The organism is Bradyrhizobium sp. LLZ17 (assembly GCF_041200145.1).
Taxonomy (GTDB): Bacteria; Pseudomonadota; Alphaproteobacteria; order Rhizobiales; family Xanthobacteraceae; genus Bradyrhizobium.
In genome coordinates this window covers 5353459-5376325 of record NZ_CP165734.1, presented here as the reverse complement: position 1 = coordinate 5376325, position 22867 = coordinate 5353459, and the positions used below count along the sequence as shown (strand labels likewise).

Annotated in this window: 24 protein-coding genes, 1 tRNA gene and 1 riboswitch; of the genes, 9 read left to right on the top strand and 16 right to left on the bottom strand. The window is 64.8% G+C overall.

Annotated elements, in window-relative coordinates:
* Nucleotides 1–39: 39 nt before the first annotated feature.
* From AB8Z38_RS25825 to AB8Z38_RS25810, 4 genes are all read right to left on the bottom strand, one after another.
* Nucleotides 40–1086, bottom strand: a complete 1047-nt coding sequence (locus AB8Z38_RS25825; protein WP_369720563.1) for a LacI family DNA-binding transcriptional regulator — start codon at nt 1084–1086, stop codon at nt 40–42.
* Nucleotides 1087–1186: 100 nt separating this feature from the next.
* Complete coding sequence (locus AB8Z38_RS25820) at nt 1187–1651, bottom strand: GNAT family N-acetyltransferase (RefSeq protein WP_369720562.1); 465 nt, start codon at nt 1649–1651, stop codon at nt 1187–1189.
* Nucleotides 1652–1661: 10 nt separating this feature from the next.
* The gene (locus AB8Z38_RS25815) at nt 1662–2243 is read right to left on the bottom strand and encodes a helix-turn-helix domain-containing protein (protein ID WP_369720561.1); all 582 of its coding nucleotides are present in this window, start codon (nt 2241–2243) and stop codon (nt 1662–1664) included.
* Between the two features lie 230 nt (nt 2244–2473).
* Nucleotides 2474–2547 (bottom strand) — tRNA-Gly (locus AB8Z38_RS25810).
* 178 nt (nt 2548–2725) lie between these two features.
* On the opposite strand from AB8Z38_RS25810, the gene AB8Z38_RS25805 reads away from it, so the two are divergent.
* The 5 genes from AB8Z38_RS25805 (at nt 2726) to AB8Z38_RS25785 (ending at nt 5653) form a co-directional block, all read left to right on the top strand.
* A complete protein-coding gene (locus AB8Z38_RS25805) occupies nt 2726–3304 on the top strand; it encodes a methylated-DNA--[protein]-cysteine S-methyltransferase (protein WP_369720560.1) in 579 nt (192 codons plus the stop codon).
* A 9-nt stretch (nt 3305–3313) separates the two neighbouring features.
* Nucleotides 3314–4153 carry a helix-turn-helix transcriptional regulator gene (locus AB8Z38_RS25800; RefSeq protein WP_369720559.1) on the top strand — a complete coding sequence of 280 codons (840 nt, stop codon included), beginning with the start codon at nt 3314–3316 and terminating at the stop codon, nt 4151–4153.
* Nucleotides 4154–4210: 57 nt separating this feature from the next.
* Nucleotides 4211–4570, top strand: coding sequence for a VOC family protein (locus AB8Z38_RS25795; RefSeq protein WP_369720558.1), 360 nt, complete (start codon nt 4211–4213; stop codon nt 4568–4570).
* A 143-nt stretch (nt 4571–4713) separates the two neighbouring features.
* On the top strand, nt 4714–5115 hold the full coding sequence (locus AB8Z38_RS25790) for an SRPBCC family protein (protein ID WP_369720557.1): 402 nt from the start codon (nt 4714–4716) through the stop codon (nt 5113–5115).
* A gap of 100 nt (nt 5116–5215) precedes the next feature.
* The gene (locus AB8Z38_RS25785) at nt 5216–5653 is read left to right on the top strand and encodes a hypothetical protein (RefSeq protein ID WP_369720556.1); all 438 of its coding nucleotides are present in this window, start codon (nt 5216–5218) and stop codon (nt 5651–5653) included.
* Here AB8Z38_RS25785 and AB8Z38_RS25780 read toward each other — a convergent pair.
* The 4 genes from AB8Z38_RS25780 to AB8Z38_RS25765 all read right to left on the bottom strand — a co-directional run bounded on the left by AB8Z38_RS25780 (nt 5650) and on the right by AB8Z38_RS25765 (nt 10092).
* The gene (locus tag AB8Z38_RS25780) at nt 5650–7095 is read right to left on the bottom strand and encodes an MATE family efflux transporter (RefSeq protein WP_369720555.1); all 1446 of its coding nucleotides are present in this window, start codon (nt 7093–7095) and stop codon (nt 5650–5652) included. The two genes, AB8Z38_RS25785 and AB8Z38_RS25780, sit on opposite strands and share 4 nt — an antisense overlap.
* A 167-nt stretch (nt 7096–7262) precedes the next feature.
* Nucleotides 7263–8315: a hypothetical protein gene (locus AB8Z38_RS25775; RefSeq protein ID WP_369720554.1), complete on the bottom strand. Its 1053-nt coding sequence runs from the start codon at nt 8313–8315 to the stop codon at nt 7263–7265.
* Nucleotides 8316–8437: 122 nt separating this feature from the next.
* Entirely contained in the window at nt 8438–8848 is a 411-nt protein-coding gene (locus AB8Z38_RS25770) for a PAS domain S-box protein (protein ID WP_369720553.1), read from the bottom strand.
* 107 nt (nt 8849–8955) lie between these two features.
* Entirely contained in the window at nt 8956–10092 is a 1137-nt protein-coding gene (locus AB8Z38_RS25765; RefSeq protein WP_369720552.1) for a 2'-deoxycytidine 5'-triphosphate deaminase, read from the bottom strand.
* A gap of 77 nt (nt 10093–10169) precedes the next feature.
* Nucleotides 10170–10249: riboswitch (SAM riboswitch) on the top strand.
* A gap of 73 nt (nt 10250–10322) precedes the next feature.
* Here AB8Z38_RS25765 and AB8Z38_RS25760 point away from each other — a divergent pair.
* Both AB8Z38_RS25760 and AB8Z38_RS25755 read left to right on the top strand, forming a co-directional pair.
* A complete protein-coding gene (locus AB8Z38_RS25760; protein ID WP_369720551.1) occupies nt 10323–11510 on the top strand; it encodes an O-succinylhomoserine sulfhydrylase in 1188 nt (395 codons plus the stop codon).
* A gap of 326 nt (nt 11511–11836) precedes the next feature.
* Nucleotides 11837–12808 (top strand): IS110 family transposase, encoded by a 972-nt coding sequence (locus AB8Z38_RS25755; protein WP_369720550.1) that lies wholly within the window; start codon nt 11837–11839, stop codon nt 12806–12808.
* 200 nt (nt 12809–13008) lie between these two features.
* On the opposite strand, the gene AB8Z38_RS25750 is transcribed toward AB8Z38_RS25755, so the two are convergent.
* The 3 genes from AB8Z38_RS25750 to AB8Z38_RS25740 are packed head-to-tail and all read right to left on the bottom strand — an operon-like array spanning nt 13009 to nt 16076.
* Entirely contained in the window at nt 13009–14010 is a 1002-nt protein-coding gene (locus tag AB8Z38_RS25750) for an SGNH/GDSL hydrolase family protein (RefSeq protein ID WP_369720549.1), read from the bottom strand.
* Between the two features lie 12 nt (nt 14011–14022).
* Complete coding sequence (locus AB8Z38_RS25745; RefSeq protein WP_369720548.1) at nt 14023–14805, bottom strand: SGNH/GDSL hydrolase family protein; 783 nt, start codon at nt 14803–14805, stop codon at nt 14023–14025.
* Nucleotides 14805–16076, bottom strand: a complete 1272-nt coding sequence (locus AB8Z38_RS25740) for an OpgC domain-containing protein (protein WP_369720547.1) — start codon at nt 16074–16076, stop codon at nt 14805–14807. The genes AB8Z38_RS25745 and AB8Z38_RS25740 overlap by 1 nt, the downstream gene beginning before the upstream one ends.
* Nucleotides 16077–16271: 195 nt before the next feature.
* Here AB8Z38_RS25740 and apaG point away from each other — a divergent pair, with 195 nt between their 5' ends.
* Nucleotides 16272–16664, top strand: coding sequence for a Co2+/Mg2+ efflux protein ApaG (apaG, locus tag AB8Z38_RS25735; protein WP_369726608.1), 393 nt, complete (start codon nt 16272–16274; stop codon nt 16662–16664).
* Between the two features lie 145 nt (nt 16665–16809).
* Here the strand turns inward: apaG and AB8Z38_RS25730 are convergent, their stop codons facing one another.
* From AB8Z38_RS25730 to AB8Z38_RS25720, 3 genes are all read right to left on the bottom strand, one after another.
* Nucleotides 16810–17817, bottom strand: coding sequence for an Hsp33 family molecular chaperone (locus AB8Z38_RS25730; protein ID WP_369720546.1), 1008 nt, complete (start codon nt 17815–17817; stop codon nt 16810–16812).
* A gap of 249 nt (nt 17818–18066) precedes the next feature.
* Nucleotides 18067–18990, bottom strand: coding sequence for an ornithine carbamoyltransferase (gene argF, locus AB8Z38_RS25725; RefSeq protein ID WP_369720545.1), 924 nt, complete (start codon nt 18988–18990; stop codon nt 18067–18069).
* A complete protein-coding gene (locus AB8Z38_RS25720; RefSeq protein WP_369720544.1) occupies nt 18990–20198 on the bottom strand; it encodes an aspartate aminotransferase family protein in 1209 nt (402 codons plus the stop codon). The genes argF and AB8Z38_RS25720 overlap by 1 nt, the downstream gene beginning before the upstream one ends.
* A 448-nt stretch (nt 20199–20646) precedes the next feature.
* Here AB8Z38_RS25720 and AB8Z38_RS25715 point away from each other — a divergent pair, with 448 nt between their 5' ends.
* A complete protein-coding gene (locus tag AB8Z38_RS25715; RefSeq protein WP_369720543.1) occupies nt 20647–21156 on the top strand; it encodes a GcrA family cell cycle regulator in 510 nt (169 codons plus the stop codon).
* A 264-nt stretch (nt 21157–21420) separates the two neighbouring features.
* Here AB8Z38_RS25715 and phoB read toward each other — a convergent pair whose 3' ends face one another.
* Nucleotides 21421–22128 (bottom strand): phosphate regulon transcriptional regulator PhoB, encoded by a 708-nt coding sequence (gene phoB, locus AB8Z38_RS25710; protein WP_369720542.1) that lies wholly within the window; start codon nt 22126–22128, stop codon nt 21421–21423.
* A 22-nt stretch (nt 22129–22150) separates the two neighbouring features.
* Nucleotides 22151–22867, bottom strand: a complete 717-nt coding sequence (gene phoU, locus AB8Z38_RS25705) for a phosphate signaling complex protein PhoU (RefSeq protein ID WP_369720541.1) — start codon at nt 22865–22867, stop codon at nt 22151–22153.

Sequence of the window (22867 nt, the reverse complement as noted above, 5' to 3'; positions counted from 1 at the left end):
GAAATTCGCGCCGTTCAGCCCATCGTTTGCTCCCTGGGCTTACGGCAGATTGTCCCTCATCACGATGTCGATCCTGATCTTCTCCTGTTCGCGCAAGATCGGCTCGCCGCGGGCGAGCGCGAGCAGCACGCGCACGGCGGCGCGCGCCTCGTGTCCCGGATTCTGCGAGATCGCGGCATCCATCACGCCCTGCAACAACAGCTTTCGCGTCAGCACCGTAACGTCGTGCCCGACGAACACCACCTGCTTGTCGCGTCCGGCATCGCCCAATGCGTTGGCGACACCCTGCGTGCCGGCGCCGACGTTATAAAGCCCGACAATGTCAGCATGCTTGCCCAACAGCCGCGCCAGAAGCTGCTCCGTACGCGCGTCCTCATCGCGCCCTTCCAGCACAGGCAGTACGCTGAGACCTGGAAATTCCGAGGCCATTACCTGGTTGAAGCCGAAAATGCGCTCGGCGTGGTCCCGCAGGCCCTGCGAGCCGGCGACGATCGCGACCTTGCCGGATCTTTGTCCGGCCAGTCGCCCAACCAGCGCGCCGGCGGTTCGGCCGGCGGCGATGTTGTCGATGCCGATATAATGATGACGGCGCGACGAGGGCACGTCCGACACCAGCGTCACCACCTTGCTGCCGGCATCGACGAGATCGTTGATCGCGGCGCGGACGCGGGGATGGTCAAGCGCCACCACCGCAACGCCGTCGTAATCTCCCGACAACGCTTCCAGCGAGGCCGCAAGCACGGACGGATCGAACACGTCGGTTGCGACCGTCTCGACATGGAGGCGGCGGGCCGAGAGCCAGGCCGACATCTCGCCGAAATAGTCCTCGATCTGCTGCATGAACGGGTTCGGCCCCGACGGCATCACGAACGCAAAGCGGCGGGCGCGGCCGCGGGCCAGCTCGGCTGCGGCCACATGCGGCTGGAACGCGTTGCGCGCGATCGTCTCCTGGACGCGACGGACCGTGTCCGGCCGCACGCCCGGGCGGTTGTGCAGGACGCGATCGACCGTCGCAAGGCTGACGCCCGCCTGACGGGCGATATCCTTCAGCGTCAGCGCGGTCGCCGTGAGCGTGTCCTGAGCCATGGCTGAACGCTAGCAGAGGTGTTCTGAGGTACGCAACTCATTTTGAGGGGGACGACGTCATTTTCGGACCGGTCTGTGCCGAAGGCGCAGCGTGCCGAGGTCAGCCGCCGCTCAGATCGAGCGTCAAGAACAGGCTGTTGGGGTCCTCGGCATAGCCCTCGAATGGACCGCACGGGACAAAGCCGTGCGCCTGGTACAGCGCGTGCGCCGGCTTGAAATAGTCCCACGATCCGGTTTCGAGGCTGAGCCGATGCAAGCCGCGTGCGCGGGCCTCCGCAATGATATGGCGCAGCATCTCGCCGCCATAGCCGCGCCGCCGCGCGGTTTGCAGCGTATGCATCGACTTCACCTCGCCATACGCCGCCGACAGCGCCTTCAGCGCACCAGTGGCGACCAGCGTCTCGCTGTCCCAGCCGGTCCAGAACGCGACCTCTGGCACACGAAGCCCGGCGAGATCAAGCGCATGGGCGCTGCCCGGCGCGGTCTGCGCTCGCGCGGCCGCAACGTGATGGTCGAGCAGCGCGACCACGCGCGGATCGAAGGTGTCACCGGTGCGGATCTGCATCGTCAGGGCCTCACATCTTTCCGTAAGAGGTGCCGCGCCGCGTGATGATGACGTAGCGCGCATCCTGTCTGGTTTCGTTCTCGAAGGTGACCGCGCGCATCACGTCGAAATCCAGACAATCGCCCTCGCGCAGGCGCACCGTCTTGGCGTCGATATGCACGGCGATCGTGCCTTCCAGCATCAGGAGTTGCTGGGTAAAGGCGTTGCGGCCCCAGGGGCTGTAGGGCACCCGCGCGCCGGCCGGCATATCCACCACGATGACCTCGATGCCGCTCGCCGCATCTGTCGGCGAGGCGTGGCGCCGGCGATAACCGCTGTCGGGATCGCGCCAGAGCGGCTGGTCGGCAAGCCGCACCAGCCGCTCCGGCGGTTTCTCGGCGAGCGCCACCACATCGCTCAAGGACACGTCGAGGGCCGCGCAGAGCTTGTTGAGCAGCGACGCCGTCGCACTGCTCTGCGCCCGCTCCACCCGCCCGATCATGGCCCGGCTCACGCCGGAGCGCGCCGCGAGCTCGTTCAGCGTCATGCCGGCTTGCGTCCGCACCGTCTTCAATCGGCGACCGATCGCGCGGTCGAGCTTTTGCTGATCCATGACCTCTGATCCGAACGTTGCCCGGCGCAAGGACCGCATCTGCCGGCGCATGAGGGAGCTTAGCGCGGGCAGCGGCGAACGCCGGAAGCGAGAGGCTAATATATTGGAATGTTGGCGCGGTGCGCGACGACAACATCCGTGCCCCTCTCCGCTGAAACTTCGAAGGGGCATCCTGTTCGCGCTGTCGAAAGATCAAAGTCCTGCGAAGCGCCCTGCCACAAGGCAGGGATTGGAGCGGGCGAAGGGAATCGAACCCTCGTATGCAGCTTGGGAAGCTGCCGTTCTACCATTGAACTACGCCCGCGGGATGCGCGGTGGCCGACGCTCGCCTTGATTACCCGAGACGGCGCCTTGCGCCAAGCGCTTTGGCGCGCCCGGCCGGACGGTTGTTAACGTCCTGGTAAGATTCCAGGTGCGCCGGATTGTGGCGGTGTTATGATCGCTGCCGGGTTGAGAAGACGTACAGCGTGTGGGGCGTGCGCATGGTGGGGCGTGCTTACGCAATATTCGACACGGCCATAGGCCGCTGCGGCATCGTCTGGAGCAATTCCGGCGTGGTGGCCGTGCAATTGCCGGAGGCGCGGGAGATCGACACCCGCCGCCGGATCTTCCAGGTCCATCCCGAGGCGCGCGAGCAGCCGGTTCCGCTCAATGCCGAGCTTGCGATCGAGGGCATCGCGGCGTTGCTGCAAGGCAGCGACCCCGATTTTTCCGACGTCAGCCTTGATTGCAGCGACGTGCCCGTCTTCAACCGGCGGGTCTACGAGTACGCCTGCACCATCCCGCGCGGCGAGACGCGCACCTATTACGAGATCGCCAAGGCGCTGGGCGCCTCCGGCGCCGCGCATTCGGTGGCGCAGGCGATCGCGAAAAACCCCTATATGCTGATCGTGCCCTGCCACCGCGTGCTGGAGACCGGCAACTACGCCGACCGGCAATCGCCTTACGGCGGAGTGATCTCCAAGCGGCGGCTGCTCGCGCTGGAGGGCGCCCATCCGGTCGCCAGCAAGACGCTGTTCGAAGTGCTGCTGCCGGTTGCCCCGCCGAGGTCTCCCACCTAGATAGCCTGGATGGATGCGACCACGCTGTTGACGTCACGATCGATGACGGTCTCCGAGTTCCGCTGCGATGCGGGACCGGGCGATGAGCCATTCGCCGAATGTCGCTCCGGTCATTCCATCGCCTATGTCCGCGCCGGCAGCTTTGGCTGCCATTGCCGCGCAGGGTTCTTCGAGCTGGTGGCGGGCTCGGTGCTGGTCGGCGCTCCCGGCGACGAATACACCTGCACGCATGAGCATGTCAGCGGCGACGTCTGCCTGTCGTTCTTCTTCGAAGAGGATCTGGTCGAGGCGCTGGGCGGGCGGCGCGAGGTCTGGCAGGTCGGCGCGACGCCGCCGCTGCCGGAACTGATGGTGTTGGGCGAATTGGCGCAGACGGCGGCAGATGGCAATAGCGATATCGGTCTCGACGAGGTCGGCCAGATCCTCGCCGGCCGTTTTGTCGATGTCGTCTCGGGCAAGCCGCGCAAAGCTGCGCGGCCTTCGGCGCGTGATCGCCGCCGTGCGGTGGAGGCGGCGCTGTGGATCGACGACAATTCACATGGCGAGATCGACCTCGAACAGGCCGCGCGCCAGGCGGGCCTGAGCCCGTTTCATTTCCTGCGGCTGTTCTCGCAGGTGCTTGGCGTCACCCCGCATCAATACCTGGTGCGCTCGCGGCTGCGGCACGCCGCGCGGCTGCTCGCCGACGACGCCATCGCGGTCACCGATATCGCCTATGACGTCGGCTTCGGCGATCTCTCCAATTTCGTCCGCACCTTTCATCGCGCGGCCGGCGTCTCGCCGACCAAGTTCCGGCAGGCCTCGAAGGGCGAGCGCAAGATTCTCCAAGAGCAGCTCGCCCTGAACTGACTAGATTCGTCTCCGGCGCGCGCCATCACGTGGCGCGCTTGGCAAATGGAGACGATCATGTACGACCACATCGGATTGCGGGTTGCCGACCTCGATGCCGCCACCCGCTTCTACAGCGCGGTGCTGGCGCCGCTCGGCTACGTGCTCTGCTCGAGCGGCGACGGTTACGCCGGTTTTGGGCCGAAGGGCGAACCAGCGCTATGGCTGCATCTGAACAAAGGCCGCAAGGCCGACGGCGCCCACATCGCGTTTCGCGCCCGCAATCACGACGCGGTCAAGGCGTTCCACAGCGAGGGGCTGAAGAGCGGCGGCCGCGACAATGGCGGCGCCGGCCCGCGCAAGGATTACAGCCCGACATACTACGCGGCGTTTCTGATCGATCCGGACGGCAACAATGTCGAGGCGGTTTGTGTGTAGAAGCGCCGCGCACGAGCACTCGTAGGGTGGGCAAAGCGTAGCGTGCCCACCGTCACATGCGACCGTGGCGATGAATGGTGGGCACGGCGCGCGAAGAGCGCGCCTTTGCCCACCCTACGAACTTCTCAATCAAGGACACCTTCATGGCTTCCATCCACAACGACATTCCTCTCAACGCTTCCGCCCACGACGTCTGGGACGCGGTGCGCGATTTCGGCGCGCTGCATCGGCGGCTGGTGCCGGGCTTCGTCACCGCATGCTCGGTTGACGGCGATGCGCGCATCGTCACCTTCGCAAATGGCTCGGTGGCGCGCGAAGTGCTGGTCGATTGCGACGAAGCCCGGCAGCGGCTGGTCTATGCCATCAACAATGAGCGCCTGAAGCACTACAGCGCCTCGGTGCAGGTGATCGCGGAGAGCGAAGCGAGGTGCCGCCTGGTCTGGATCATCGACATGCTGCCGAACGAGCTTGCAGCTTACGTCCAGGAGCAGACCAAGGAGGCCGTGATCGCGATGCAGAAGGCATTCCCAACCGCCGCTGCGTGATCTTTCTCACGGAGCCCTGCCCTCATCGACCGTAACCATGCCCGCGTGCGTCCGGTCGGCTCCGCTCTCCCGGCGGCGTCACGCACGCGAGGACCATGCCATGAGAGGTGCTGACAAGGTGATCTGCCAGGCAGCCGCCGTGCTGCTGTTGCTGTCCGTCACGGGCGCGCCGGCAAAGGCGCAATTCGCAGGGTTCGGCGGCACAGGCGCCGTCGGCGAGGACATGATGACGCAGATGGCGCCGATGCTGGAGATGATGAAGGCGAAGATGGGCAAGCGCCGCTTCGCCATGATGATGCAGACCATGGGCCCGATGATGAGCCGCATGATGGAGAACGGCGGCGGCATGATGGGTGGCGATATCGGCGGCGGCTTCAGTGTGCCCAGCTACGGTGGCTACGCGCCGATGGGCGGAGGCGGCGACATCATGGGCATGCTCGGCGGTGCCGGCGGTGGCGACATGATGGCGATGATCCCGCAATTGATGCGGCTCGCCAATGTCGGCGGTGGCGGCCACCGCCGCCATAGGCATCGCTAGTCGATAGCTGCCGACAGCGCCGGGCGAACGGCGGGCTTCTTCTCCCGCGGTCCCCAGCGCGTCAGCACCACGCTCGAACATGACAGCAGGCCGAGCACGATCATCGAGCTCGCGGCGAGCCAGAAGAAGTTTTGCGCGGTGGCGTCGTGCGTCGACAGCCACCAGCCGCAAGCGGCGATGTAGATGAGCCGCGCGGTCTGCGCCAGCACCGGCCCGATCACCTTGGCCGCGCCTTGCGACGAGAAATACATCGTCGAGGCAAGGCCGATGAAGGCGTAGAACGGCGCCACCGTCGACAAATATTGATGGCTTGTGGCGCGCACCGTTGCGCTGTCGGTAAAAATATTGACCCAAACGTCCGGGAACAGCGCGACGAGGCACGCCGGCGCTCCGACGGCGACGAACGCGGACGCACCTGCGATCCAGGCGATGCGGCGAGCGCGCGCGATGCGGCCGGCGCCGATCGCCATGCCGATCATCGGCACCGAGGCGATGCCGAACGAGAATGCGATCGACGTCAGCAGGAATTCGAGGCGCGCGCCGATGCCGTAGCCGGCGAGGATCGCGGTGCCGAATTTCGCCAGCATGTGGGTGAAGATCGAGATCGTCAGCACCGATTGCAGCGGCGAGAAGCAGGCGATCGCGCCCACTTTCAGGATATCGAAGAACATCGCCCACTGGATGCGAAGCCCGCGCAGCTTCGGCACGACGCGCGCGCGGCCGGAGAACAGGTACCAGCCCATCACGCAGATGTTCATGGAATAGGCGATCAGCGAGCCGGCCGCGACGCCGCGCATGCCGAACTGCGGCACCGGCCCAAGCCCGAGCCCCAGCGTCCCGCCCAGCACGACCTGCCAGACCGCTGAATTGAGGATCAGCAGCGACGGCAACTTCATGTTGCCGGTGCCGCGCAATACGCCCGCCATGGTGTTGAGCAGCCAGGGCAGCACCGCGCCGCCGAAGAACACCTGCGTGTAGGCGACCGCATGCGCCAGCACATTGCCGCGACCACCGAGCATCTCGAGTACCTCTGGTCCGAAGATCAGCATGCCCAGCATGAAGACGAGGCCGAAGGTGATGCCGATCAGCAGCGCGTGCGCGGCGAGCGTGCCGGCGCGTTCGCGATCGCCGGCGCCGAGCGCACGCGCGATAGCCGAAGCCACCGCGCCGCCCATGGCGCCGCCGGACATGGTCATGGTCAAGATCACGGTCGGAAACACCAGCGCCATCGCAGCCAGCGCCTCGACACCGAGCCGCCCGATATAGGAGGTCTCCGCGATCACCACGCAGGTGCCGGCGGAGAGCGCGACCACGTTCGGCCAGGCGAGCCCGAGCAGCGTGCGCAGGATCGGACCGTCGGTCAGCGCGCTCATCATCGGCCGCGGAGGTGGCGGCAACGGACGCTCTTGTTCATCGACCGGGATTTCGGCGATGTCGGACATTTCCTCTCCCGGGCACAAGCGCCATTTGCGGCGCGGCAATGACTAGGTGTGCCAATTGATTGGTTCGCGCAAAACGCGCAACGACGGGCTTGTTAGCACGGCACGCAGCGATTCCTCCTGCGTCAGGTGCAGGCGTGCCCTGCGGCAGCGCATTTCAAGTGGTGGAATTACCCGACGGTCCAGACCAGCGGCGGCCGGCCTCCCGGAGCCGGGCTCACGTGCACGCCAATATGCCGGCCGCAACCGGCAGCCAGGCCCTCGAACAAGCCCTCCAGCACCTTGGTGCAGGCGGGGTGATAGTCGGCGACATCGTCCATCAGCTTCCAGCTGTGCTGGCTGAGTTCGGACGTGCCTTCGGACTCCGCCATGTGGACCGCGTCGTCCTGAGCAGCGAACAGCGCACCGAGGAATGACGCGAACTCGCGCGCCCCGCCACGACCCATCGCGAGTGCCCCGGCAGTGTCGTCGAAGAATTGCATGCCGATGAGCTTGCCGGTCAGGCGCAGCAGGTAGCCGGCATCTTCCGACCCGAACAGTTGCACCATCACCGGCGCGGCAGTGCGGACGTATTCCATCGCATAGTTGCGATAGGCTTTCTCCAGCCGCGGTTTCGGCCAGCTTGCGACCGGCAAAGCCGGAGCCGCGGCCACATCGAACAGCGGCGCTTCGAGATGTCGCGCATACACCAGCCGCTGGTCGAGTTCGAGCGGTTGGTCATGTTGATAATAATAGCCCTCGAGCCCGTCTTGCCCATCGACGCTCTGCTTGGTGCAGACAAAGCCGAGCCTGAGATCGCCGAGCGCGACGCCATTGTTGGCGTGCCAGCCGCGCAGCATCGCGCGGCTGACCTCGCCGGGCACGCCGCAGATCGCCGGCCCCTTCCAGATCCAGCGCGGCGGCGGATAGCGGATCCAGGCTTTGCGGTCGCTCTCATGCATGTATTCGACATGCACGCCGCCGATCCAGTTGGAGAGATAGTGATATTGCGCAGCCGCGACCGCCGGCGGCAGATGGCTGAGCCCGAGCTTTTCGAGTCCGGGCAGGAAGCGCTCCTGCTGCTGGCGGCGAAACACGCGAAAGACGAACTCCGCGGCATCCGCCGTGCCGCGCCGCGTGACGACGGTGAGGATCAGGCCGGTGAAGTAGGCGTGGTAGAGATCGGCGACCGCGCGCCAGCGTGTCCATTCGGCTTGCTGCGCGGAGTCTGCGGCGGCGGTCATGTTCGCTCCCGATCGTTGTTTTGATCGAGTGTGTCACTGCATTCGCCGACACACAACCTGAGCGGCACGCATGACACCCTGCACGCCGCCCGCCAATTCCGCATCACGAGTTGTGCGCAGCCTTAGTTTTGCGCAGCTTTGGCCGCGCGCTCGCGCTCGATGCGCTCGGTCACGTCGCGGGCCATGGCCACCGATCCCTGCACTGCTCCGCCGGCGTCGCGCACCAATGCGAAAGTCATCTCGATGTAGAGCTTGCGACCGCTCTTGTGCAGCGCGCGGGTCAGTGTAGGCCGCCCGGCCAGCCTCATCGCGCCGCTGGCAAGCGCGGCCTCAAAGCCTTTCCAGTGCGCGGCGCGCAGATGTTCGGGAATGATCAGGTCGAGATTTTGGCCTAGCGCTTCCTCGGCGGAGAAGCCGAACAGTGCGCACGATGCGCGATTCCAGCGCATGATCGTGCCGGAGCGATCCGAATAGATCAGCGCGTCCGCGACGTCGTCGAGGATCTTTGCATCGAGTTCAGGTTGATCTGTCATCTCGCCACCTCGGACGAAATGTAGCCCGGATGCAGCGCAGCGCAATCCGGGTTCTGCTTCCCGGCGAGGGTTCCCGGATTTCGCTGCGCTCCATCCGGGCTGCGGAATTAAACCCGGAAATGCTTGCTCAGCTTCAGGCCCTGCGCCTGGTAGTTCGAGCCGATGCGCTGGCCGTACATGGCATCGGGGCGCGCCAGCATTTTCTCATAGACGAGGCGGCCCACGATCTGGCCGTGCTCGAGAATGAACGGCACTTCGCGCGAACGCACTTCAAGCACGGCACGCGATCCGCGCCCCCCGGCACCGGCATAGCCGAAGCCGGGATCGAAGAAGCCGGCATAGTGCACGCGGAATTCGCCGACCAGCGGATCGAACGGCACCATCTCCGCGGCGTAGTCGGGCGGGACCTGCACGGCCTCTTTCGAGGCGAGGATGTAGAACTCGCCGGGATCGAGGATCAGGCGGCCATCGGGACGCGCCGCGATCGGCTCCCAGAAATCATCGACCGCATAGCCGGCGCGACGATCGACATCGACCACGCCGGTGTGGCGTTTGGCGCGATAGCCGACGAAGCCGCCGCTCTTCTCGCCGGAGAGATCGACCGACACGGCGACGCCACCGGTGAGATCGGCATCGTCGACGTCGACGAGACGCTCGGCCGCGTGCAGCGCCTCGAGCTCTTCGATGTTGAGGATGGCGTCTCCGGTTCGAAAGCGCACCTGGCTGAGGCGCGAGCCCTCGCTGACCAGGACCGGAAACGTCTTCGGGCTGATCTCGGCATAGAGCGGGCCGTGATAGCCGGCGCCGATCATGTCGAAGCGGCGGGTGCCATCGGCGATCACGCGGGTGAAGACATCGAGCCGGCCGGTGGAGCTTTTCGGGTTTGCGGCCGCGACAATCTCCGGCGGCAGCGCGAGGCTTTCGAGCAGCGGCACGATGTAGACGCAGTTGGTCTCCAGCACCGCACCGTCGGCAAGGCTGAATTCGTGCAGCTTCAACTCGTCGATGCGCTCGGCCACCGTTGCGCCCGGGCCAGGCAGGAAGCTCGCACGGACACGGTAGACGATGTCGCCGAGACGAAGGTCGAGGCTCGCGGGCTGGATCTGGCTTTCGACGAAGTCGTACGAAGGCAGGATGAGCCCCGCTTCCGCCATCGCCGCGATCATGCGGTCGGGCAGGATACCATTGGCGTCGGCGGCAACCGTGAACGTCAACCGGGGGTCCTCATCAGGGGGTGCGTGCATCCAGACATGCAAGATACAGTTTTTTACGGCTAGCCGATGGATGTCTTGACGGAAAGGGTATTGCGGAATAAGAGCATGACTTATCCCGTGGTGATTTGAGCCGGCCGGCTTGCAGCCACGTTAAATAAATCGCTAAACAGGCCGGGGACCTCTGTGATCCCGGCCAGTGGAGATTTCCAGGCCGGTTTTTTTGTGACCATTTTCGACAAGATGGTCATGCGGAGGTACCTATGTCGAAGTCGCCTGCCAACTACCGTCCCGATACCCGCCTGGTCCATTCCGGGACGCTGCGCTCGCAATATGGCGAGACGTCCGAGGCGCTGTTCCTGACCCAGGGCTACGTCTACAACAGCGCCGAGGAATGCGAGGCGCGGTTCAAGGGCGAGGATCCCGGCTTCATCTATTCGCGCTACTCGAACCCGACCATCGCAATGTTCGAGCGCCGCATGATCGAGCTCGAAGGCGCGGAGGCCGCCCGCTCCGCCGCGACCGGGATGGCCGCGGTGACAACCGCGATCCTCGCGCCGCTGAAGTCCGGCGATCACGTGGTGGCTTCGCGCGCCCTGTTCGGCTCGTGCCTCTACGTCATTCAGGATCTGCTTCCCCGCTACGGCATCGAGACCACGCTGGTCGACGGCTTCGACCTCGACCAGTGGCAGCGCGCGCTCAAGCCGAACACCAAGACGTTCTTCCTGGAGAGCCCGACCAATCCGACTCTCGACGTGCTCGACATCCCCGCGATTGCCGAGATCGCGCACAGCGGCGGCGCGCGCCTCATCGTCGACAACGTGTTCGCAACGCCGATCTGGCAGAGTCCGCTCGCGCTCGGTGCCGACGTCGTGGTCTATTCCGCGACCAAGCACATTGACGGCCAGGGCCGCTGCCTCGGCGGCGTCATCCTGTCCTCGGAAGCCTTCATCGCCGAGCACATCCACAATTTCATGCGCCAGACCGGCCCGTCGATCTCGCCATTCAACGCCTGGGTGCTGCTCAAGGGCCTCGAAACGCTGGCGGTGCGCGTGCGCGCGCAGACCGAGACGGCCGCACGCATTGCCGACGTGCTGGCGAGCCATCCGAAGATTTCGCGACTGGTCTATCCCGGCCGTGCCGATCATCCGCAGGCGGAGCTGGTGAAGAAGCAGATGCGCGGCGGCTCGACGCTGGTCGGCTTCGAGGTCAAGGGCGGCAAGCAGGGCGCGTTCCGCGTGCTCAACGAGCTCAAGCTCGCCAAGATTTCCAACAATCTCGGCGACGCCAAGAGCCTAGTGACGCATCCGGCCACTACGACCCATCAGCGGCTGAAGCCGGACGATCGCGCCGCGCTCGGCATCAGCGAGGGCTTCATCCGCTTCTCCGCGGGGCTCGAGCATCCGGACGATCTGATCGAGGATCTGACCGCGGCGCTGGAGAAGGCGTAAAGGGCGCCAAGGGCTCGGAATCGTAGGGTGGGCAAAGCGAAGCGTGCCCACCATTCACGATCACGCTGCCGATAGATGGTGGGCACGGCGCGCAAAGAGCGCGCCTTTGCCCACCCTTGTATTAGCGCGCCGGATTATAATGGCCTCGTTCCGTGAGGAATGGCCCAGCCCGGGTGGCCGCCCGAGCTGGGCCGCCGATCGATCGGATCGATGCCCACCGAAGCCTTGAGGGCTGCGTTTCGTAGCAAGATCGCGGTCGGCACTTCATCGGGACCCGCATGGTTGAACGAACTTCAGGTTCGCATAACAAGGGAGGGTCGAGGAAGATGGCCAAGCGTATCATGATCTGTGCCGGGATCGATACCGGCAAACATAAGCTCGACGTGGCGGTCGACGGCAGCTCGGAACAGTTGCGGGTCGACAACACGATGGAAGGCCACCAGGCTTTGGTAGAGTGGCTGAAGCGCATCAAGGTCAAGAGGGTTGGGATCGAGGCCAGTGGAGGCTACGAGCAGGCGGTCGTCGCCGAGCTGCGGCGCAAGCGGTTCGTCGTCGTCTTGTTTCAGCCGAAGCAGGTCCGTGCTTTTGCCACGTTCCATCAGCTGCTGGCCAAGAACGACAAGATCGACGCGGCGCTGATCGCGATGTGCACTGCTGCGATCAAGACCATCCATCCCGCTCCGGATCCGCGGCTGCAGCCCCTTGCCGAGCATCTGACGATGATCGACCAGATCACGGAAGACATCGCAAGGCTCAAGAACCGGCTCGAGAGTTGCCGCGACAAGCGGATTCAAGGGGTTTGGAAGGCGCAGATCGCGCTCCTGGCCAAGTCCAAACGAGCCGAGCTCAAGGCGCTGCTGGCGGCGATCCGCAAGCACCCTGATCTTGCCGCACGGCTCGATCTGATCCACAGCGTCGGCGGCTGCGGCCTGCCGACCGCGATTGCCGTCCTGATCCGGATGCCTGAGATTGGCAACATCACGCGCGGGCCTGCCGCAGCTCTCGGCGGGCTGGCACCTTACGACGACGACAGCGGCAATCGCGCCGGTGCCCGTCACATCGAAGGTGGCCGCGAACGCCTGCGCCGGGCGCTCTACAACGCGGCTCTTGCGGCATCCTTCCGCTGGAATCCGCAGCTCAAGGCTTTGTACAGCCGTCTGATCGCCGCCGGCAAATGCCACAAATGCGCGCTCATCGCCTGCGCCAGGAAATTGCTGGTCACGATCAACGCCGTCGTCGCCCGCGGAACTCCCTGGGTCGCCGAGGCGCCTCAACTCGCCAAGCTGCCCGCCGTCTGACCGCGTTTCTTTGTTCGATCAGGCGACCGTTTCTTCGTCCCGACCTGCCGCCACAACGACGCCGCGCGCCGCGGTCGTCAAGGCTGGCCGTCGCTCAAATCTCTCCTCACATCCGCTGCTGCCAGGCCACGCCTTGACGGCCGCAAGCGCGGCGTCATGCTCGCGGAAATCGGACGCCAACCTAATGGTTGCTACGGCACCTACATCGGCCGGTAGGTCCGCACATCCGCCGGCACGTTTACGCCGAGCTTGATCTGGCCGACCGAGTGGATGATGTCGTCGCCGAGCAGCTGGGCGAAGCAGGCGTAGCCCCAATCGTTCATGTGCAAGCCGTCGGAGATCACGAAGCTCTCGACCGGAATCGCCTGCTTCTCGTGCCAGTCGCGCATCACTTCGAAACGCGGGAAGATGCCGACGTGGCGGAGCTCGGCGACCTTACCGAGCAGCTTCACCATTTTTCCGGCGCTCTCCGCGCGCTGCGTCACCTGCGGCGAATATTGCGGATCGACCAGCACCACGTCGGTGCCGCCGCCGGCCTGGATGCGGGAGATGCCGTCCCCGACCATCTTGGCGGTATCGCCGGGATCGAGGTTGCGCAGCACGGCATTGGTGCCGACCTGCCAGATCACGAGATCCGGATGTACGTCGATCACCTCCTTCTGGAGGCGCTTCATCATCTCGGGCGCGTCCTCGCCGCCGACGCCGGCATTGATGACGGAGATGTCGGCGGTCGGATACTGCCGGCGCAGCTGCGCGGCGAGACGGTTCGGATAGTTGAAGTCCGGTGAGCTCGCGCCGTAACCTGCGGTCGACGACGAGCCGAACGCGACGATCACGACCGGCTTTCCGGCGACGAGCTTGTTCGCGACATGCGGCAGCGAGCCCATCGCCTTCGCTGCGCCCTTCGGCGCCAGACAGGGTACGCGGCTGAAGATGTCGCCAGCGGATTTCGCGACCTGCTTCACTTTATCGATGGCGCGCGAGGTGAGGCCGCGCTGCTCGGCAGGCGGCTGGCTGGCCGCAGCGGCCGTGGTCTGGGCTGATGATGCAGGAGCGGAATCAGCCGTCTGTGCCGGGGCCGGCGTTGCTTGCGCGGCTTGTGCGTGAGCTGGTGCCAGCGAGACCGGCGCCAGCAACAGCAGCGCCGCCGCTGCGGCTGCAGCCAGCCATGTCGTCAGGCAAAAAGGGCGGAGAGAACTCATTAACGCTAGACCTCAATTTTGCTGCTGGGCCGGCTCCAGATGGGCAGCGTCGATCACGAACTGCGCCAACGCCCGGCCAAGGCAATCATGGACCTGCTTCGCCAGTTCAGGCCCGCGGGACGGGCTGAACAGGTCGAACTGGCCCTGATCATTCCACTGCCGCATGATCGCGAAACGGTCGAACAGCGGCACATCATGCTCCTGCGCCACCACCCGCAAATTGTCGAGATAGGGCGGCGCCGAGATCATGGTTTCGGTACGCGGGCTGTACTGCAAATTCATCAACACGACGTCAGCCCCCGCATTTTGCAACGCAGTAACCCCGTCGGTCACCGCGCTGCGAAAATCCTCGGGATCAATGGATCGGATAGCATCTACCGTCCCGGTCTGCCAGATGACCAAAGTAGGTGCTTTTGCTTCCATCAGCTTAACAAAGGTGGTCGCGGCCTCCTCCGCGGTTCTCTTGCTCTGTATTTCTACGGAGACGTGCACGGCTTCCGATGGCGGCAGCTTCTCCTTGAGAATCATCTCCATGCGCGCCGGATACGAGCTGCTCTCCGACGATGGAATCGTCGTTGAGCGACTGCCGATCACGAGAATTTCGAGCGGTTTGCCGGCCTTGATGGCCTCGGCCACCTTGGGAAGCCGGCTTTCGCTGGTGAGCAGATAGGACGGCAATTCGCAGGCTGCGGGCACGGCAGGCTCGGCGGCTGGCGCAGCATCGTTCGCGCGCGCCGGGGGCGCGGCGAGGCACCCGCATACCAGCATCAGGCTCAGGAGAACCTTCGCCTTCATCAGCCCCCTCCGGCCATATCGGCGCTGCCGACGGCGCTTTTGGTTTTCGACCCGCTCTTGTCGGCCACGCGCTTGTACCACGAAATGACCCACGCCATCGCCCACATGATCAGGATTCCGGAGAGACTAATCAGCGCGTGCATGGCTGGCGCCCCGGAGACCTCGGCCAGGATGAAGTGGCCGGCAAAGGCGAGGAAGACGCCGAGGCAGAAGATCTCGAGAGAATGCTGGCCGCACACGATCAGCGGGCGCAGCCACGGTGATTTCAGGCCCGGCCAGTCCCGCGGCAGGAAGCGCACGGTGAGCGCGGCCAGCGCCAGGAAATGCGTGAAGCGCAGCACGTCAAGGTCGGTCTTGTCGATCGGATACATCCACTGCTCGAGCCGCTTCGGCATGAACTGCGAGAGCTGCGGCACGTACCAGGTCAGCGTGACGTAGAACGCCGCGACCAGATAGGCGATCGAGATCCACATCGTCACCGGGGACACCAGAATGCGAGACATGCGGCGCGCACCCCCAAGCGCGCACCATGCCCCGAACACGAACAGCAATTGCCAGGCCAGCGGATTGAACGCCCAGAAGCCGTTCGGATAGGCCGAGAAATAAAGGTCGTATTGCCAGGTCAGCGCGTAGAGCAGGACCGAGAAGCCGAGCGTGAGGTCGGGCTTCCATTTCATCGACCACAGGATCAAAGGCAGCGCCAGCATCAGCACGATGTAGAGCGGCAGCACGTCCATGTTGACGGGGCGGAAGCGCAACAGCAGCGCCTGCACGATCGTGACGTCGGGCTGCTTGAGAAAATCCATGATGCCCATCTCTTCAGTGTAGAGCGGGTTCTCGAAGCTGGTCGCGACGTAGGAGATTTCGGCGAGGAAGATCGTGAACAGGAAGACGTGGGCGACATAGATCTGCCAGACCCGGCGCAGGATGCGCGCAGTGGCGATGACGACGCCGGACTCCAGCATCGCGCGGCCGTAGACGAAGGCGGCGGTGTAGCCGGAGATGAAGATGAAGATTTCTGTGGCGTCGCTGAATCCGTAATTGCGGATCGTGAACCAGGTGAGCAGGTTGGTCGGCAAATGGTCGATGAAGATCAGCCACAGCGCCAGCCCACGGAACAGATCGAGCCGCAGCTCGCGCTCGCCGATGACGGGCAGCGTGATGGCCGGCGCGCCGGCGCGCAGCTTGGCTTCCACGGCTCTCGCTTCCACGGGCTTGGCACCCGCGGTTCCCGCGATCGTCGATCCCGTCACTTGATCGGCAATGGTCATCGGGGGCCCAAAACCCTTCTGCAAATCGCGACGTGGGAGGAGTGTACAGGTCCAGTCGCCGCCTCGCAAAGCGGCCGGATCACATAAGGTGCAATTCCCTGGGCGTGTACTTCCCTGCCAATTCTGGCGGCACGATGTCGCGAAAGGCGGTTGCGGCGTTTGGTTCCCGGCCAGGATTTCGTTATGATGGCAGCCATGTACCGCGCCATGACCCGCCAGATCGAAGTCACCGTCGAGCCGAACTTTGTTCCGGAGGAGTCGTCGGCCGAGCTCTCGCGCTATTTCTGGTCCTACACCATCGTGATCACCAATGCCGGCAACGAGACCGTGCAGCTCAAGCGGCGGCACTGGATCATCACCGACGCCTCCGGCCGGCAGCAGGAGGTCAAGGGTGAAGGCGTGATCGGCGAACAGCCCACCCTGGCGCCCGGTGAGAGCTTCGAATACACCTCCGGCGTCCCGCTCACGACCGCCTCCGGCTTCATGACCGGCCGCTACCAGATGGTCAGCGAAAGCGGCGAGCGTTTCGAGATCGACGTGCCGACGTTCTCGCTGGACAGCCCGGACAACAAGAGGGTGTTGAACTAGCCTACCTGTCATTCCCCGCGAAGGCGGGGAATCCAGCACGCCGCGGCCTATCGGCTCGATCACTGACGTTTCGGAGTACTGGATCGCCCGATCAAGTCGGACGATGACACCGAATGCGTGCCTCGCAATGACGGAGAATGACGCCTTACGCGTCTTCCACGCCCGCATCATGCGGTGTGAATTCATACACCGAGCTACAGAACTCGCAGGTCACCACGACCTTATCGTCCTTAACCATCGCGGCGCGATCGTCGGGCGAGAAGCTCTTCAGCATCGAGGCGACCGCATCACGCGAGCAGGAGCATTGCGCTTTCAGGCTCAGCGGCTTGAACACGCGGACGCCGCGCTCATGGAAGAGGCGATAGAGCAGCCGCTCACCGGAGAGATCCGGATCGATCAGCTCGACGTCCTCGACGGTCTCGATCAGCGAGCGCGCCTCGACCCAGGCATCGTCCTCGGCGACGCTGTGCACTTCGATGCCTTCGGGCGCATCGCCGGGATGCAGGTCGGCCTGCCGCGCGCGCTCCGGCGCCTTCGGCAAAAACTGCATCAGCATGCCACCGGCGCGCCAGCGATGCTTGCCGCCGTCGTTCGAGCGCCACTCCTCGCCGACCGCGAGGCGGACGCGCGTCGGGATCTGCTCGGAGCGCAGGAAATATTCGTGGGCGGCGTCTTCCAGGCTGCCGCCGTCGAGCGCGACGAGGCCCTGATAGCGGCTCATGTCTGGCCCCTGGTCGATGGTCATGGCGAGATGGCCGTGGCCGAGCAAGGCGCCGGAATCCTTTGCCCCGGTAAGGCGCGAGGCGTCATAGCGGGCATAGGCGCGCAAGCGATCCGGCGCGTTGTAGTCCACCACCAGGAACGACACCGGACCGTCGGTCTGGGCCTGGAGGATGAAACGGCCCTCGAATTTCAGCGCCGAGCCGAGCAGCGTCGTCAGCACGATGGCCTCGCCCAGCAGCTTGCCGACCGGCGCGGGATAATCGTGCCGGGTCAGGATCTCGTCGAGTGCCGGACCAAGCCGCACCAGCCGCCCGCGCACATCGAGCGCGTCAACCTCGTAAGGCAGCACTGCGTCATCGATCGGAACCGCGGATGGCGCGCGAACCGGGCCCTCGAGCCCGGTATTCATGTCAGGGGATTGGGAAACCATGGCGCTTTATCTGGGGTCGGAGGAGGGAAATGGAAGGGGGGCGTGGAGCGCGGTGTTCCGGACAACGATTGGATCGCACGCAAGCACGGCAAACTCAGTGCCGTCCTGGCGAAAGCCAGGACCCATTACCCCAGGCAGGAGTTGCGGCATGGGATGGCAATTGCCGATCTTCGTCAGACGAAAGCCGGTGGTAATGGGTCCTGGCTTTCGCCAGGACGACGATCCAAACCTACTTCACCGCGGCCCGCGTTACTTCACCGCGTCGAAGCACCAGGCCAGGATGCCCTTCTGCGCGTGCAGGCGGTTCTCGGCCTCGTCGAACACGACCGATTGCGGACCGTCGATCACCTCGTCGGTGACCTCCTCGCCGCGATGCGCGGGCAGGCAGTGCATGAACAGCGCGTCGGGCTTGGCCAGCGACATCAGCTTCGCATTGACCTGGTAAGGCTTGAGCACGTTGTGGCGATGCTGGCCTTCCTTGTCGCCCATCGACACCCAGGTGTCGGTGACGACGCAATCGGCGCCGCGCACGGCGGCTTCGGCGTCGGTGCCGAGCACGATCGGCGCGCCGGTGGCCTTGATCCAGTCGCGCATCGCCTTCTTCGGCGCGAGCTCCGGAGGCGTTGCGACATTGAGCTGGAATTTGAAGCGCTCGGCCGCGTGGGCCCAGGACGCCAGCACGTTGTTGTCGTCGCCGGTCCAAGCCACGGTCTTGCCTTTGATGGGGCCGCGATGCTCCTGATAGGTCATGAGGTCGGCCATCACCTGGCAGGGATGCGATTGCCGGGTCAGGCCGTTGATGACGGGCACGGTCGCGTTCGCCGCAAGCTCCAGCAGCGCCTCGTGGTTGAGGATGCGGATCATGATGGCATCGACATAGCGCGACAGCACGCGCGCGGTGTCGGCGATGGTCTCGCCGCGGCCGAGCTGCATTTCCGCGCCGGTCAGCATGATGGGCTCGCCGCCGAGCTGGCGCATCGCGACGTCGAACGACACCCGCGTCCGCGTCGAGGGGCGTTCGAAGATCATCGCCAGCGTCTTGCCTTCGAGCGGCTTGACCGGCTGATGCGCCTTCTGCTTCGCCTTCATGGCGGACGAGGCGGCGAGCATGCTCTCGAGCTCCGCCAACGGCAGCTCGTTGATGTCGAGGAAGTGCTTTGGTGTCTTGCTCATCAGCTTGCCGCCCGCTTGGTCTGGCCTGCCGAAATCGCGGTGCAGGCGCGCTCGAGCCGGGCGACGCCGTCCTCGATCTCCGCCTCGGTGACGATCAACGGCGGCAGGAAGCGCACGACATTGTCGCCGGCGCCGACGGTGAGCAGCTTTTCGTCGCGCAGCGCGGCGACCAGATCGGCGGAGGGTATCACGGCCTTGATGCCGATCAGAAGGCCCTCGCCGCGGAGTTCGCTGACAACGTTGGGATGGCGATCGATCACGGAGGCGAGCTTCTGCTTGAGCAGCAGCGACATCTTCTGCACATGGTCGAAGAAGCCGGGCTTGAGCATGACGTCCAGCACCGCATTGGCTGCCGAGATTGCGAGCGGATTGCCGCCAAAAGTCGAGCCGTGCGAGCCGGGCGTCATGCCGGAAGCGGCCTCCGCCGTCGCAAGGCAGGCGCCGATCGGAAAGCCGCCGCCAAGCGCCTTGGCCAGCGACATCACGTCCGGCGTGATGCCGAAACGTCGATGCGCAAACAGGTCGCCGGTGCGGCCCATGCCGGTCTGGACCTCGTCGAACGCCAGCAACAGGCCGCGTTCGTCGCAAAGCTGGCGCAATGCGCGATAGAACGCCGGGGGCGCCGAACGCACGCCACCCTCGCCTTGAATTGGCTCGATCAGAATGCCCGCGGTCTGCGGCCCGATCGCCTTCTTCACTGCGTCGAGGTCGCCAAAAGCGACCTGGTCGAAACCGTCCATCGGCGGACCGAAACCTTCGAGATATTTTGCCGAGCCCGTCGCAGCCAGCGTTGCGAGCGTGCGGCCGTGAAAGGCGCCCTCGAACGTGATCATGCGATAGCGATCGGGGTGACCTTTCACGGCCTGATAGCGGCGCACGACCTTGATCACGCATTCCAGCGCTTCGGCGCCGGAATTGCAGAAGAACACGAAGTCCGCAAAGCTCTCACTGCAAAGGCGGGCCGCGAGCTTCTCGCCGTCCGGGCTCTGGAACAGGTTCGACATGTGCCAGAGCTTTGTGGCCTGCTCCTGCAATGCCTTCACCAGCGCGGGATGGGCATGGCCGAGCGCATTCACCGCCACGCCCGAGGTGAAATCGAGATAGCGGTCGCCGTTGGTGGCGATCAGCCAGCAGCCTTCGCCGCGCTCGAAGCCGATCTCGGCCCTGGCGAAAACGGGAAGCAAATGCGGCGCGGCGCTGTTGGTCATGATGGTCTCTTGGATGTTTCAGACGGCCTGAACGCGCCTTGCGCAGCGCATCATTGGTCCGGAAAACGAAACGTGCCGCCTTTTAAGGGCGGCACGTGTCACTATCTTATGCTTGGCACCACGGGTGTCAATGCCGCCGGAAAGCCTCGCGAAAGGCTGAATCCGTAGTCTTGCGGTGCCGAATTTGCGGGTTTTGCCCACGGAACATGTGGAAGCGAGTCGGCAGACTCTTGCGCGTGAGTCACGCCATATTGTAGCGTTTGGCTTGTCAGATACGACATCTCGTGCAGCGGTTCTGATCTCTAAGTCCTCATGTACCGGCGTAAGCGTTCGGGCGTTCTAGGCGCGCCCGGCGAGCCTTAAGGGATTCTGACGGCACGGGTTTTTCGAGGCTTAGCATTCGCTGTGTGCCCCAGGATGGCTGGCGCGCGGCGAAGGAAAGGGTGCAATGACGGTTTTGACCTGGTCCGACGATCGCGTCGAACAGCTGAAAAAGCTCTGGGAGGCCGGACTTTCGGCCAGCCAGATCGCGGCAGAGCTCGGCAACGTGACCCGCAACGCCGTGATCGGCAAGGTGCACAGGCTCGGCCTGTCCGGCCGCGCCAAGAGCCCGTCTTCAGCTGCTCCCCGGCCGCGCAAGGCGCGTCCCGCGCAGCATATGATGCGGGTGAGCCGCCCCGTCGCGCGCGGCAACACCGCGCTGGCGCAGGCCTTCGAGGTCGAGATGGAGGCCGAACCGGTCACCTACGACAACGTGGTGCCGATGAGCCAGCGGCTGTCGCTGCTTGAATTGAACGAGGCAACCTGCCACTGGCCGGTCGGCGATCCCTCGAGCGCGGATTTCTTCTTCTGCGGCGGCAGGGCGCTCTCGGGCCTGCCCTATTGCGCCCAGCACTCGCGCGTCGCCTACCAGCCGGCGTCGGATCGCCGCCGTGCGCCGGTGAAGCCGTCGCGGTGAAGTCGTTCTGACGTTCAAGACGGCGGCCGTCATTGATGACGGCTCCAACAAACTCGATGTCGTCCCGGACAAGCGCGCCTCAAGCGCGCGCAGATCCGGGACCCATAGCCACCAGGCGCAATGATTGCGCGAAGTGGTCACCCCGAGTGTTCGCCAAACCACTCTTTGTGGTTATGGGTCCCGGATCAGCGCTCGCTAGCTCGCTTGTCCGGGACGACGGCTGGGATTGTGGCCCCAGCCGCACTCAAACTCACCCACTAAACCCTACGCCTGCTCCGCCTTCGCAAAGCGATCATCCAGCGCATAGCCGGCACCGCGCACGGTGCGGATCGGGTCCTGCTCGCGGCCGAGATTGAGCAGCTTGCGCAGGCGGCCGATATGGACGTCGACGGTGCGCTCGTCGATATAGATGTCGCGGCCCCAGACGCTGTCGAGCAGCTGCTCGCGCGAGAACACGCGGCCGGGATGCTCCAGGAAAAACTCCAACAGGCGATATTCGGTCGGGCCGAGATCGATCGGCCGGCCCGAGCGCGCCACACGCCGTTTGTCACGGTCGAGCTCGATATCGCCAAAGGCGAGCACGGTGGCGAGCCGCTCGGGGCTTGCACGCCTGAGCAGGCCCTTCACGCGGGCCAACAGCTCGGGCACCGAAAACGGCTTGACGATGTAGTCGTCGGCGCCGGTCGCCAATCCCCGCACCCGCTCGCTCTCCTCGCCGCGCGCGGTGAGCATGATGATCGGCAACTGCTTGGTGTCGGATCGCGCCCGCAGCCGACGGCACAGTTCGATGCCGGAGAGGCCGGGCAGCATCCAGTCGAGCACTATCAGATCGGGAAGATGCTCCTTGAGACGGGTATCGGCGTCGTCGCCGCGCATCACCGTCTCGACGTCATAGCCGTCGCCTTCGAGGTTGTAGCGGAGAAGCTCGGTCAGAGCTTCCTCGTCCTCAACCACCATAATGCGTGCGCCCATGGTGCCGTCGCTCCTTGATGATTCAAATATTCGGGAGGGTCGTGGCGAAGGTTGTCATGTCGCCCTTCGGCCGCTTGTCGGTCATGGCCTGACCTTCGATCATGTAGAACACGGTCTCGGCGACGTTGGTGGCGTGATCGCCGATCCGTTCGATGTTCTTGGCGCAGAACATCAGGTGGATGCAAAACGAAATGTTGCGCGGATCTTCCATCATGTAGGTGAGGAGCTCGCGGAACAGCGAAGTGCAGATGGCGTCGACTTCCTCGTCACCCTTCCACACCGCCATCGCCGCCGGCAGATCGTGCGCGGCATAGGCGTCGAGCACCGACTTGACCTGCTGCTGCACGAGATCGGTCATGTGCTCGAGCCCGCGGAACAGCTTGAGCGGATGGAAATCGGTCTCCAGCGCCGCGACGCGCTTGCCCATGTTCTTGGCGAGGTCGCCGATGCGCTCGAGATCGGTCGCAACGCGCATGGCGCCGACGATCTCGCGCAGGTCGACCGCCATCGGCTGGCGGCGGGCGATCGTGAGCACCGCACGCTCCTCGATGCGTCTCTGGAGCGTATCGAGCTCAGCGTCGGTGGTGACGACGCGCTGGCCGAGCGCGACGTCGCGGCGGATCAGGGCGTCGACGGAATCGACGATCATGCGCTCGGCGATCCCGCCCATTTCGGCGACCAGGCGCGTGAGCTCCTGGAGATCGGTATCGAAGGCCTTTGCGGTATGTTCAGAACCCAT